At 33.6% G+C, this 13850-nt stretch carries 10 protein-coding genes and 1 tRNA gene; all 11 read right to left on the minus strand.

Annotation, left to right across the window (positions count from 1 at the left end; genetic code table 11):
* Positions 1-6 precede the first annotated feature (6 nt).
* A complete protein-coding gene (locus BTR34_RS02095) occupies positions 7-2379 on the minus strand; it encodes a multicopper oxidase domain-containing protein (RefSeq protein WP_068486734.1) in 2373 nt (790 codons plus the stop codon).
* 66 nt (positions 2380-2445) lie between these two features.
* Positions 2446-3012, minus strand: coding sequence for a helix-turn-helix domain-containing protein (locus BTR34_RS02100; protein WP_068486732.1), 567 nt, complete (start codon positions 3010-3012; stop codon positions 2446-2448).
* 3 nt (positions 3013-3015) lie between these two features.
* Positions 3016-4233 (minus strand): TolC family protein, encoded by a 1218-nt coding sequence (locus BTR34_RS02105; protein ID WP_068486731.1) that lies wholly within the window; start codon positions 4231-4233, stop codon positions 3016-3018.
* Complete coding sequence (locus tag BTR34_RS02110) at positions 4230-7982, minus strand: efflux RND transporter permease subunit (protein WP_068486729.1); 3753 nt, start codon at positions 7980-7982, stop codon at positions 4230-4232. Before BTR34_RS02110 ends, BTR34_RS02105 begins: the two co-directional genes overlap by 4 nt.
* 125 nt (positions 7983-8107) lie before the next feature.
* Positions 8108-8521 (minus strand): HYC_CC_PP family protein, encoded by a 414-nt coding sequence (locus tag BTR34_RS02115; RefSeq protein ID WP_074472085.1) that lies wholly within the window; start codon positions 8519-8521, stop codon positions 8108-8110.
* Between the two features lie 194 nt (positions 8522-8715).
* The gene (locus tag BTR34_RS02120; RefSeq protein ID WP_197496178.1) at positions 8716-9801 is read right to left on the minus strand and encodes an acyltransferase family protein; all 1086 of its coding nucleotides are present in this window, start codon (positions 9799-9801) and stop codon (positions 8716-8718) included.
* 154 nt (positions 9802-9955) lie between these two features.
* A complete protein-coding gene (locus BTR34_RS02125; RefSeq protein WP_074472086.1) occupies positions 9956-10369 on the minus strand; it encodes an HYC_CC_PP family protein in 414 nt (137 codons plus the stop codon).
* A gap of 77 nt (positions 10370-10446) precedes the next feature.
* On the minus strand, positions 10447-11670 hold the full coding sequence (locus BTR34_RS02130; protein WP_068486709.1) for a site-specific integrase: 1224 nt from the start codon (positions 11668-11670) through the stop codon (positions 10447-10449).
* A gap of 228 nt (positions 11671-11898) precedes the next feature.
* Positions 11899-11972 (minus strand) — tRNA-Pro (locus BTR34_RS02135).
* A gap of 175 nt (positions 11973-12147) precedes the next feature.
* Positions 12148-13062 (minus strand): alpha/beta hydrolase, encoded by a 915-nt coding sequence (locus tag BTR34_RS02140; protein ID WP_317039616.1) that lies wholly within the window; start codon positions 13060-13062, stop codon positions 12148-12150.
* A 12-nt stretch (positions 13063-13074) separates the two neighbouring features.
* Complete coding sequence (locus tag BTR34_RS02145) at positions 13075-13806, minus strand: M15 family metallopeptidase (protein ID WP_068486706.1); 732 nt, start codon at positions 13804-13806, stop codon at positions 13075-13077.
* Positions 13807-13850: the final 44 nt, after the last annotated feature.

Raw genomic sequence — 13850 nt, forward strand, 5'->3', positions numbered from 1 at the left:
AATCATTTAAAATCTTACTGATAATCCTCCACCAGTTCCAAAACGGTTATCGTAGCTCGCCATAAGTGAAAAGTTTCTTGAAAGCATATACTCTGCACCTGCCCTCCATACTGTTTCGGATAGATAGTCTTGGTTCATTGGTAAATCATCTACGAAACCTAAATCTATTTGGTATTCATAATAACCGAATACAGACAGTTTAGGGAATATCATTATACTGCGTCCTAAACCAATTCTTGGTTTTAATTTATTATCGACACGCACATCTAAATTGAATAAGTATGGAGTTAAATAGCGTACCCCAACAACTGCCGTTGTGCTAAACTCATTTAAGCTATCACGTGTTGAATTCTCAATGTTTACACCACCAAAAACTCTCAAATAATCGTGTAGATACCGTTCATACGTAAATTCTCCTTCCAGATTTTCATTCCATCCATATTCAAAAGAAGCATTAAATTGGTTTCTAATATTTGAAGTCATCAAATTAAAACCAGTAGTATGCGACGCCGCATCTACCAATCCCCAAGAATACCATTTATCTGTTTCTTCAATAATTTTAGAAGATGGAAATTCATCCATTCTTGGGTCTCGTGGCGTATCATAAGACACTACTCTTGCCATACCACCCATCATATGATATAAAATGTGGCAATGGAAAAACCAGTCTCCAGCCTCATCGCCATTATTTCCATAAAATTCTATAGTCATTTTTTGCATTGGTGGCACATTTACCGTGTGCTTTAATGGCGAGTATTCTCCATTTTCATTAAGTACTCTAAAGAAATGCCCGTGCAAGTGCATTGGGTGGTGCATCATTGTCAAGTTATTGAAGGTAATGCGTGTAACTTCCTTATTATTTATTTTGATATTATCCGCCTCAGATAGTGGTACACCATTCATACTCCAGATGTAACGATTCATATTACCAGTAAGATTTAGTAATATTTCCTTAACGGGAACATCTTTGTCGTATGTTGTTTTGTTGGGCGACTTTAAATAATTGTAATTGTATTCGGAAAACATATCCATTCCCTCCATCTTCATTCCTGACATAGAATCCTCTTTCTTCATATTTATTCCAGACATTGTTTTGTCTTTCTTCATATCCATTCCTACCATATTAGAATGGTCCATCTTCATACCATTCATTTTAGAGTGATCCATTTGCATAGAATCTTTAAACATTTCCATTTTAGAATGATCCATTTTCATTTCTCCATCCATTTTCATTCCCTTCATTTTACCCATCTGCATCCCGTAATCCTCTTTCATCTCAAAACGCTCATCCTTACCTGGCTGAAATTTTAAGGCGTGTGCACCCATTTTCATATCCATTTTAGCCATTTTCTGCATCATCGCTATTTTATCTGGTCGATCAATATCCATTGCAGGTAAAATTGCACCATTACCTATAAATGCTGAGGCTGTACCAGAACCATCTTGTGCAGTAATTCTAAATTCCATCTTACCTTCTTGAGGTACGGTGACAATAAAATCATACGTTTCGGCTACACCTATAAATGTCTTATTCCTTTCTACAGGAACCACATCCAATCCATCTGAAGAAACCAATACCGGTATTTCTCCTCCAAACGTCATCCAAAAAGAGGTAGAAGCTCCTCCATTAATCATTCTTAATCGAATTTTTTCACCAGGTTTAAATTCTGGGTACTCAATGCTTTCTTCTCCATTAATTAAAAATGCAGGATAGTATACATCTGCTATATCTGCGCCGGTCATTCGCTGTCTCCAAAAATTGAGTTGTGCCCCAAAAACACCACGTGCAATTACTTGGTTAAGTGGTGTAGCTGTACCTTTTTTAATACCGTACCATTCGTTACCTCGTTTTAAATTTCGTAATACGTTCATTGGTTTTTCATTAGTCCAATCTGATAACATCAATACCAATTCCTTGTCATAGTCCAACACTTTTTCTTTAGGTTGAATCACTATGGAACCAAATACACCACTTTGCTCTTGTAACATTGTATGCGAGTGATACCAATAGGTTCCAGATTGTTTTATTGGAAATTCGTATTTCTGTGTATGTCCTGGTTCAATAGGTGGTGTATTTAAGTATGGTACACCATCGTAAAAGTTAGGAAGTAAAAGTCCGTGCCAATGCACCGATGTTTCTACACTCATTTCATTTTTTACATAAATAACCGCGTAGTCTCCTTCGGTAAACTCTAGAGTTGGACCAGGAATTGTTCCGTTAACAGTCATTCCCATAACGTCTTTTCCTGCTTTGTTTACGGCAGTTTCACGTAAGATTATGTTATGCTCTCTTACTGATAGGTTATTTAAATTTCCTTCTTGAGCAACACCACCAAGAGAATAAGTAAGAAGTAAAAAAAATATAAATTTTATTTTCATAGTTATTTTTAGTTTTTAAAAATACCATTGATTAACAGCTAGTTGTATATTAATTATGGTTGGTATTTAAATAATTTTGTCTAAAGGATTCCTAAAATTTTGATTATTATCCTTGTACTCTGTCAGACTTAAGCCTGTTTTACTTTTAAATTGATTACTTAAATGTGTTAAATTACTATAATCAAGTAGTTGTGAAATTTCTGTAAAGTTGTTTTCTTGTAATTGTATCAGTTCTTTTACTTTTTCTATTTTCAATTTGATAAAGTATTTTTCTATAGTTATACCTTCATTGAATGAAAAAATCTTACTGATTTTTGAGTACTCAATATTCATTGTACTTTCTAAATATTTAGAGAGTGTTTTCTCTAATTGCAAAGGTAATTTTTGCAGTAATTTGATGAGTTCAATTTTAGTTTGTTCTACTAATTGCTGGTCTTGAGCAAGTAGAATTTCAAAACCGTTGTTTTCTAAAATTGTTTTTATATTATTAAAATCATCTTTAGATTTCTCTTCATATATTATAGAGCCTAATTCAATATGTTTTAATTGAATACCCAATGCATCGATATCCCTTTTTATCGCTTTAATACAGCGGTTGCACACCATATTTTTTATGAATAATTTATTTTCCATCGGTTAGTTGACTAGGTAATTAATAAGTACAGATTGTATGTAATATATCTGTATGGATTCCACCTGATTCAACTCAAATTTGAGTTGGAGCTCTTGTATATCCAGCACATCGTTAAAATCGATGGTTCCCGTTTCATAATTCTTAATGAGAATTTGTTCGGCATCTTTAGCTTGCTTTAAATTCTGTTCTTGGGTATTGTATGCTATTCTGGATTGATTGCGTTGTGACACCGCTTTCGATAAAGCGGACTCCAGCACATTTAATCGCTCATCCTTTTGCAAGTTGATTTCTTGCTGTCGCAGTTCATTTTGCTTAGAAATAGATTTATACCGATTATTAAAAATGGGAATAGATACTGAAACCATAGGCATCAAAATATCTTTACCATTATCGCTAGGAAATGCATCTGTACGCTCACTAACAGGTAAATAATCCACGCCAAAACCTATCATAGGCAATCCTTCACGCTGATTGAGTAATTCTGATTGTGCCACAGATTCGTAAAGCTTATCGTACTTGAGTAATTCAGGGTTTAATGCTAAACCGTCTAAAGTATTTATAGGGTCTATTTCGGGAATATTCATCTCTGTAGGGATAGTAACCAGTGCATTTTTATCGGTATTCAATAAATTATTAAATACGGTTTGCTCTGCGCTATATTCTTCCTCCAGCACTTCTTTTTTCTGTTGCATTTCGTTCTGACGTATTTGTAAACGCAATACATCTACCGCACTCGCTTTGCCCACTTCAACAGATGTTAGTGCTAATCGCTCATAGGTGTTTAAAAGTCGAATATTCTCTTCTAGAACTTCTTGTTTTGCTCGAATGGCGTACAGTCTATAATACGATTGAGAAACAGAAAGCGCTAACTTTCGTTTTGATATAGCAATTTCAACATACTCGGCATCTGCCATTGAAGTTGCATAATTTTCTCGCGCGGTTAACGTACCAAACCAAGGCAACATTTGCTTTACCCCAATTCTTGCCCGTTGGGCACCGACTCTAGTTTCAGGTTCACTCACGAAATAACCTAAACTAAATTCTGTATTTGGCAGCCAATTGGCTTCCTTAATCTTCTCTTCAGCAATAGCATATTTAATGTCGAATGACTGTACTTCAGGATTATTTTGAATAGCCTCCTCAATAAACGATTGTAACTCCTGAGCATTAACAAATGCAGTTAGAAAGAATAAGCAACTAATTAGATTTAACTTTTTCATTTGTATACTTTTTTAAGTTCATATTCCTTTTTCCAGCTATACAGAACAGGAACCAAAAAATAGGAAGTTATATCTATAATCATTCCTCCAAATATGGGTATGGCCATCGGTATCATTATATCACTTCCCTTTCCTGTAGATGTTAGTACAGGCAGTAACGCCAATATGGTAGTTACAGTTGTCATTAAACAAGGTCTTATTCGCTTGCTTGCAGCTTCTATAGTTGCTAGTCTAATTCCTCTTTTATCAGCAGGGTTTTCTCTATCAAAAGTTTGGGTCAGGTAGGTGGCCATAACTACACCATCGTCAGTAGCAATACCGAACAGCGCAATAAATCCAACCCAAACAGCTACACTTAGGTTAATGGTTTTCATATTAAAAAGTGTCCGTAAATTTTCTCCGAATAAATTAAAATTGAAAAACCAATCTTGACCATATAACCAGATCATAATAAAGCCACCAGCAAAGGCAACCGAGATTCCGGTAAACACCATTAATGATGTGGATACCGATTTAAACTGAAAATATAATATCAAGAAAATAATTAACAGCGCCATAGGCACTACGATTGATAGGGTTTTCTCTGCCCTTAGCTGATTCTCATAGGTTCCGGTAAATCGATAACTAACACCCTGCGGAACTATTAAACTACCATTTTCGATTTTTTGTTCAATTCGAGCTTGTGCACTTTCTACAACATTAACTTCAGCAAAACCATCTAATTTATCAAACAACACATAACCTATTAAAAAGGTGTCCTCACTTTTAATAACCTGTGGTCCTTGTTCATATCTTATATCGACAAGATCACCAAGTGGCACTTGTGTACCGTTTTTTATGGGAACATAGATATTATTCAAATCTTCTGGATTTGACCTTAATTCTCTTGGGTAACGAACTCTTACTCCATATCGTTCCCTACCTTCTACCGTTTGCGTAAGAGACATACCGCCAACCGCTACTTGTAGCACCTCTTGAACGTCCATTATGGTTAATCCGTAACGGGCTAATTGCTTCCTCTTAATGTCAATTAATAAATAGGGCTTACCAACGATGCGATCTGCAAAAACAGCTTGTTTCTTCACACCATTCACCTCCTTTAAAATGGTTTCCAATTGCAATCCGAAATCTTCAATAGTTTTTAAGTCGGGACCTTTAACCTTAATCCCCATAGGAGCTCGCATACCGGTCTGTAACATTACAAGCCTAGTTTCTATAGGCTGTAATTTTGGGGCAGATGTTACACCTGGAAATTTGGTTACTCTAACTATTTCATTCCAAATATCATCCGGACTTTTTATTTCTGGTCGCCAGTTTCGATAATATTCTCCATCGTCATCAACAATTAAATCCCTATCAGTGGCTGTTGTTTTTAGTTTTGAAGCCTCATAAATTGCATCATCATTTATGTCATTGTTCGGGTTGATGATATACTTATCATTATTAAGAACAAACAATCCGTCATCGTTTACCTTGTAACGTTGCCTTTCTCCATTACTATTTCTCATATATTCAGACTTATACTGAATCATGTTTTCGTACATAGATAAAGGAGCTGGGTCAAGGGCAGATTCTGTTCTACCAGATTTACCAACCACAGTCTTTATTTCTGGAATACTGGCAACAGCCATATCTAGTTGTTGCAAAACACGTTTATTTTCTTCAACACCAGCATGCGGTAAAGAAGTAGGCATCAAAAGAAAAGAGCCTTCATTAAGAGCAGGCATAAATTCTTTGCCCGTATTTCTCATAATGAGAACCCCCAGTATTAAAACCACTGTAGGTATCGTTAAGAAAAGAAGTCGATTCTCTAAAGCCCAACGAAGAATTTGGTCATAATACCTTCTAAAAACTGTAAATACACCCAATAGGCCGAAGCAAATAATTGAAACAAAAATCAAATTCATGATAATGCTACGATCAAACCCAAGTGGTCTCCAGTATTCTGCAAGTAAGACTACAATTGCTATAGTTGATAGTATAATGTTTATCAAATTCCCTTGTTTCGAAGAGATAAAAGACCTGATTTTTAAAAAAGCCACAGCACCAAAAGCAATTAACAATAAACCCAACCAATAGCCATAAAGAATGGCGATACAACCTAGAATTACTAATAATCCATTAATAAAATATGTAGTCCCTATTTTTAAATTTCTTTTTCTAAAAAGAAAAGCAGCAATTGGTGGTATCAAGAAAAGAGCAATTAGCAAAGATGCAGTTAATGCCATGGTCTTGGTAAATGCTAGTGGACGAAAAAGTTTACCTTCTGCACCAATCATTGTAAATACGGGTAAAAAACTAATAATCGTAGTTAGAACAGCCGTTAATATTGCCCCAGAGACTTCGGCGGTAGCGTTATATATGATTTCATTGGTAGTATATTCTACACCGTTTTCTTGAAAGCGTAGTTTCTCATCTTCTAAATGCCGAATCATATTCTCTGCGAGTATTACCCCCACATCTACCATAGTACCTATGGCGATTGCAATTCCAGATAACGCAACGATATTTGCGTCTACGTTAAACAGTTTCATGGCAATGAAAACCATCAATACTGCAACCGGTAATAAACCCGAAATAAGTATAGATGCACGTAGATTGAACACCATGACTATAATTACAAGAATAGTAATAAGAATTTCTAGCGTAAGCGCTTCGTTTAGCGTGTGTAAGGTTTCTTGAATAAGTTCTGTTCGATCATAAAATGGGACAATGGTTAACTGCGATGTACGCCCATCTTTCAAAACCTTTGAAGGTAGTCCCGATGAAATTTCAATAATCTGTTCTTTGACATTATTTATTACTTCTAATGGATTGGCTCCATATCTAGCAACTACAACGCCACCTACAACTTCAGCGCCTTCTTTATCTAAAATACCCCTTCTTGTTTGAGGTCCTAAATGAACATTTGCGATATCTTTAATATGAATTGAGGTATAGTCTTTTGAAGTAACCACTGCATCCTCTAAATCTGAAATGGATTTCACATAACCTAAGCCACGAACCAAATACTCCGCCTGATTCATTTCTAGAGTCTGTACACCAATATCTTGATTAGACTCCTTAACCGCCTTAACGACATCGCCTAAGCCAATTCCATATTGTCGCATTTTTTCAGGCTCGACATCTATTTGATATTCTTGAACATATCCCCCAATTGACGCTACTTCAGAAACACCACCAGCAGAAGCCAAGCCATATTTTACATAATAATCTTGGATGCTTCGTAATTCTTGTAAATCCCATCCTCCGGTTACATTACCATCCTTATCGCGACCTTCTAAAGTGTACCAATAAATTTGTCCTAATCCTGTAGCATCAGGCCCTAATGTGGGGTTGACACCATCGGGAAGCAAACCACTTGGCAAGGAATTTATTTTCTCTAGAATGCGGCTTCTAGTCCAGTAAAATTCAACATTCTCCTCAAAAATGATGTATATACTAGAAAAGCCAAACATAGATGAACTACGAATAGTTTTAACGCCAGGTATTCCCAAAAGGGTGGTAGTCAAAGGGTATGTAATTTGGTCCTCTATATCTTGAGGAGACCTACCAGCCCATTTGCTAAATACTATTTGTTGATTTTCTCCTATATCCGGTATTGCATCTACAGCAACAGGATTCGACGTTAGAATACCGGTATCCCAATTAAAAGGAGTGCTTATAATTCCCCAACACACAAAAAGGGAGAGTAATAATAGCGCGACTAATTTATTTTCTATGAGAAACTTAATGCTTTTATTTAGCATATATCATTGATTTTAAATAGTTGAATGAAAAGTTTTGACGTTAAAAGTTTAAACAACAAAACATGCCCTAAACAGATAATCTGTTGGGCTCAATTTCCGATAAGAATCGGAACTATTTAATAAAATCAAATTAAGAAAATCTGGTACAGCACTTGCACATCCTGTTTGACAAACGGAGGCGCATAATCCTCAAATGAAATAGTGTTAGCATCTATTCCATTAAAAAGATTTAAATAAGAATAGGTAAATGAAATAATAAATAGCTGTTGATCAAAAGAAAGTTGTTCAAATGAAACTTTCATGTCTTCTGCACCTTCTACTATTAACTGAGTATCTCTACAACAAGACTTTTGCGTGATATCTAAATTATTACAGTCAGTCTTTACGTTTTCCATTCCGCAAGACTTAACCTGCTCAACGATTGAAAAATCTACTAAAAGGTCACCACAATAATGAAAATCAATTGTAAATGACATTGTAGAGAGCAACACTACAAAAGCCATTATAACCGATAATATTTTATGATAAAACTTTTTCACTTATACAAATTTACAGAAAATTATTGTTCTTTTAATTATTGCCTTTAATATAAATTTAAACCATTTCTAAATTTGTTTCATTGTAAGTAATAATAAATATCAATTACATAATAATTAGTTGTTGTCTTTTGTTATTTGCGTGTTGCTTTATAGCGCCTTAATTAATGATGTAATTAGTTGAATTACAAAATCTATTAAACATTACTTTTCCGCAACTTAAACCAAACGTAAATCAAATCTAATTTTTTTCTCAATAAGGAACTTAGTAAAGGGTCTATTTTCTTACTAATTACGTAGGATACCAATATCATTATAATAGTAGTTGAAAAAAGCAAAGTGTACTTATTTACTTTATCACTTAAATTATTGAAAATAATAAAACCAATAATTTGATGTATCAAATACAATGGATAAGTAAGAAGTCCAAGTTGGAGAAGCTTCGGTGAATTTAAAAAGTTTAGTTTTCCTTTAGAAATTAAAAACATCAGAATAAAGAATATAACAACTGTCGTAAATTTAATAGTAATTGAGTGAGGTACTTGATAAAAAATTTCAAATTCCTCTTTTCTGACATTTAAATTATAATAGGATAGAAATAAACAAATAGACAATAACAGAACATGTTTTAATTTAAAAACACCATTAAAAATTTGTAAAAACACCATGCCAGCAATAAAATAAGAACTCCATTCTAAAATAAATATATATTTTATTACTCGTAAAAGAAAAATCTCTTGATTAAGAAAAACTATAAAAATGGAAAGTAAAATCCATATATAAATAAAGGTGTTTATATTAATTTTTTTTAACTTATTAGCAATAAGAAATAAGGCGATCATAATATAAAACCTCATTTCAATTACAAGCGACCAATACACCCCATCAATTGAGTCTACACCAAAATAGTCTTGAAACATGGTTAAATTAAATAATAGCTGTTTTAACGTTACAAAGTATCTGGGAGCACCAAATATAAGAATTACCAAAAAAGTTAAAATAACACATAGCCAATAAACTGGATATAGCCTTGTAATTCGTGAAAACAAAAACTTACTTAATGAATTACCTTTAATTGATAATGATATTACGAAACCACTTAGAATAAAAAAGAAGTCTACACCTAGATACCCGTATTTAAAGAATTGTCCTATTTCGCCAAAATCTATGTTGGACATATTACCTTCCGCATAACCTCTAAATAAATAGTGATGCAAAAGAACGCTCATTGCCGCAATAAATCGAAATAAATCGATTTGGTAAAGTCTTTTTTGGTTGGTCATATAAAATGATTTATTATAAGAATTACTTCTAACAATTAAATAGCTATCGATAAAAAGCTTAATAATGTCCAAAAGATTGTACATAAAAAACATGCCCTAAACAGATAATCTGTTGGGCTCAATTTCCGATAAGAATCGGAACTATTTAATAAAATCAAATTAAGAAAATCTGGTGCAGCACTTGCACATCCTGTTTGACAAACGGAGGCGCATAATCCTCAAATGAAATAGTGTTAGAATCTATTCCATTAAAAAGATTTAAATAAGAATAGGTAAATGAAGTAAAAAATACCTGTTGATCAAAAGAAAGTTGTTCAAATGAAACTTTCAATTCTTCTGCACCTTCTACTATTAACTGAGTATCTGTGCAACAAGACTTTTGGGTGATATCTAAATTATTACAGTCAGCCTTTACGTTTTCCATTCCGCAAGACTTAACCTGCTCAACGATTGAAAAATCTACTAAAAGGTCACCACAATAGTGCATATCTACATTAAAGGACATTGTAGTCAAAAGAACTACAACAGCCATAAAAAAAGACATGAATTTGTGAATAAAAGATTTCATAAGTTACAAAACTACATTTTTTTAATCTTAATTAAAAAAATTAATATAAAACTTCAAATCTTTAATATAAAATTTTATTAATTGATTTCTAATCGTTTTTTAAGTAAAATGATATCCGAGCTAATCTTTTCTTCTAGAACTCTAGCATAAATCTGTGTTGTTGAAATTTTTTTATGGCCCATTAACTTGGAAACAGTTTCAATAGGCACACCATTAGAAAGCGTAACTGTAGTAGCAAAAGTATGCCTTGCCGAATGAAAAGTAATATTTTTATTAATCCCTATATCTGAAGTAATCTCTTTTAAGTAAAAGTTTATTTTTTGATTTGAAATAACTGGTAGCGCTCTTCCTTTATCAACGTTAGGATAATTTTCATATTTTTTTAAAATTGCAAGAGCCTTATCCAATAAAGGAATTTTAACTAGTTGTTCATTTTTTTGTCTTCGAATGAAAATCCAAAAATCACCATCGATTCCTGGCTTAATATTTGCTTTGTTAAGCAACTTAACATCACTATATGACAAACCTGTATAACAGGCAAAAACAAACAAATCCCTGACAATTTGATATTTCTTTTCTTTAAGTAATGAAACTTCAAAAGTTTCTAAATTCTCTTGTGTAAGAAATTGTTTTGTGAATTTATTAAATTTCAACTTGTATCGAACAAATGGATTTTTGTCCAACCATTCTAAATCCAATGCTAGATTCATCAATTTTCGAAGTCGCTCTAAATGCTTCATGACACCATTATTTCTCAATGGCTTTGAACTCTGTAAAGAAGGACCCTTTCTTAAATGCTGTTCAAAATCAATAATAAAACTACTACTAATTTGTTTTAAATAAATATCCTTTGTTTTTTTCTCTAATATCAGGAAACGCTTTAGATAATTTTCAGTTGTATAATAATTTTTAAGTGTACCCATCTTTAGCTTACCCAACATACTTTTGTTATGGTAAGTAACTAACTCAAGCAAAGTTTTATGTTTTTCATCTTTCCCTACGAATCTATACTTTATAGATTTTGCGGTAATTAACTTACACTCGGATAAGAGCTCTTTTTGACAATCTAGTAATTTGAAATAAATTTGATTCAAATAAATATTTAAAGCTTTAGCTTCAGGAGTTCGTGCTTTTGTTCTTTTAGACTTTGAGTCCCAGTTTTTAATTTTTGTTTGCCGTTGTAAACTAATTTCAGCCCTTTTACCGTCAACCGTTACTCTTGCGTAAATTGGAGCTAAACCATCCTTTCCCTTAGATGTATTTAACCATAGATGAATACTAAATGTTCTTGAAGTTTGCATAAACTGTCGCTTTAAATTAAAAATCGATTTGTATTTCGAAAGTCAAATCGAAGCGAAAGTCAAACGCTAAGTAATTACAATATAATGAAAAATTACGGCAATAAATAGGTAACCGAATAGGTAACTCTTGTTTTGATATTAAAGCTAATCATATGAGTTCAATAAAAATTAAAAACACTGAATATCATATGATTAGCTTTTTAGTAATGTTTACTAAAACACTATTCGTCGGGATGACAGGATTTGAACCTGCGACCACTCGACCCCCAGCCGAGTGCGCTACCGGACTGCGCTACATCCCGAAATTAAAATGGAAACAAATCTCCATAAATATTAAATAGTTTTTCAACAAGTTAAGATTCACTGTAGTGCAGTTTATCCTAAGTGTAATCGAAGGGCTACCTCCTAAAAATTCCGAATGCAAAAATAGAGAAGTTCTACAGATTACTATCTATCTTTTTCTAAAACTTAAATTATTTACCGCAACGAAATTATCCAATCAACCATTCTATCTCCCCAATTCTTCAAATGCTCATCATGTAAACCTAAGCCAAATCCGTGTCCGCCTTTTGGATATATGTGCATTGTTGCAGAAACCCCTTTTTCCTTTAATGCTTTATAGAATAACAAGCTATTTTCTACAGGTACTACCGTATCATCGGTAGCATGGACTAAAAAAGTGGGTGGCGTTTGTGCTGTAACTTGTTTTTCATTAGAAAAATAGTCATCCAATTCTAATGATACATTCTCCCCTATTAAATTTTTCTTAGACCCACTATGTGTATCAGGCCCAAAAGAAATAACGGGATAACCTAAAGCCATAAAATCTGGTCGTGCACTTTCATTATCAACAGTATCAACTAGTTCATAAACCTTTTCATTAAAATGTGTTCCTAACGTGGATGCTAGGTGACCTCCAGCAGAAAATCCTATTATTCCAATTTTATCCGACTTTATATTAAATTTATCAGCTTTATTTCTTACCAACCGTATTGCTCTTTGCGCATCTATTAGTGGAACATACTTTTTGTTGGTTTGTGAAACATCAGACGGTAAACGGTATTTCACTACAATACCCGCTATACCTTTACTATTCAAAAACTTTGCAATATCTGTGCCTTCCCAATCATAGGCCAGTATACCATATCCGCCTCCTGGAAATATTATAACTGCTTCACCCGTAGCGTTTTGCTTTGACGGTAAATACACATCTATTGTAGGTTCTTGAACTTTGCTTATTCGTAAAATTCCGTTTTGTTCATGTATTTCTTTTTCTGTACTCTTTACATGATTAGGAATTTTATTCTTTGGCCATAAGGGCATAATGGTATCTTGGGCGAAAATACCGTTCACCAGTACTAACATTAACAATAATTGTCTGTTTTTCATCATATATAATTTATACTATTCACAATCCCATGTAAAGTTTGCTATTGGGTCGTTTGATGCTCCTTGTAAATTATAATGCCACCATTCTGTGCGCGTTGACCAAAACCCATATTTCTCCATGGTTTCTTTCAACAGTTTTCTATTGTCAAGAATATCTTGGGGTAAATCAAAATTATCATGATAAGCACGTTTTCCAAAAAAATCAAAATCTGAAGGCATATTCAATTCCTTTCCGTCTAAAGTGACTAAAGTAATGTCTACTGCCCCACCCTTATTGTGTATGGAACCTTTAACAGGATTGGCAACGTATTGCGGATTAGGGACTATTTTCCACATCTTATACTGCACAGAATTGGGCCTGTAGCAATCATAGAATTTTATCTTTACTCCGTGTTTTTTAAACTCTTCATTTGCTTTTAATAATGCCTTAACCGTCTTTGCCCTAGTATAGCATTCGCCGCAATCATACACCTGTTCTTTCAAGAAATTATTATTCGTTGCATATCTTAGATCATAAGCAAATCCGTCGCTATAGTCTGCTAAACGAACAAATGTAGTATCCGCAACACCTTCCAGACTTTTAAACATAGGTTTTTCAACCTTTGGCTCATTGACAGAGTCAATTTCAGTTTCTACAGTTTGTTTTTCATTTGCGACTGCACTTGTACTTTTAGCATCTTCTTTACAACCTAACGCTACCATAAGGACTGCCCAAGACAAAAGCCCTTTTATTCTATTCGTAAACATGTTTAAATTTAATTTGTGTTTGAAGATACAGATTTTAAACAGAG

Origin of the sequence: Maribacter hydrothermalis (assembly GCF_001913155.1) — a bacterium.
In the GTDB taxonomy this organism is placed as follows: domain Bacteria; phylum Bacteroidota; class Bacteroidia; order Flavobacteriales; family Flavobacteriaceae; genus Maribacter; species Maribacter hydrothermalis.

Coding starts and splice junctions, on each gene's coding strand:
- BTR34_RS02140 (WP_317039616.1), bottom strand. CDS start 13,062: ATGATGAAAAACAGACAATTATTGTTAATGTTAGTACTGGTGAACGGT.
- BTR34_RS02105 (WP_068486731.1), bottom strand. CDS start 4,233: ATGAAAAAGTTAAATCTAATTAGTTGCTTATTCTTTCTAACTGCATTT.
- BTR34_RS02095 (WP_068486734.1), bottom strand. CDS start 2,379: ATGAAAATAAAATTTATATTTTTTTTACTTCTTACTTATTCTCTTGGT.
- BTR34_RS02110 (WP_068486729.1), bottom strand. CDS start 7,982: ATGCTAAATAAAAGCATTAAGTTTCTCATAGAAAATAAATTAGTCGCG.
- BTR34_RS02100 (WP_068486732.1), bottom strand. CDS start 3,012: ATGGAAAATAAATTATTCATAAAAAATATGGTGTGCAACCGCTGTATT.
- BTR34_RS02130 (WP_068486709.1), bottom strand. CDS start 11,670: ATGCAAACTTCAAGAACATTTAGTATTCATCTATGGTTAAATACATCT.
- BTR34_RS02145 (WP_068486706.1), bottom strand. CDS start 13,806: ATGTTTACGAATAGAATAAAAGGGCTTTTGTCTTGGGCAGTCCTTATG.
- BTR34_RS02125 (WP_074472086.1), bottom strand. CDS start 10,369: ATGAAATCTTTTATTCACAAATTCATGTCTTTTTTTATGGCTGTTGTA.
- BTR34_RS02120 (WP_197496178.1), bottom strand. CDS start 9,801: ATGACCAACCAAAAAAGACTTTACCAAATCGATTTATTTCGATTTATT.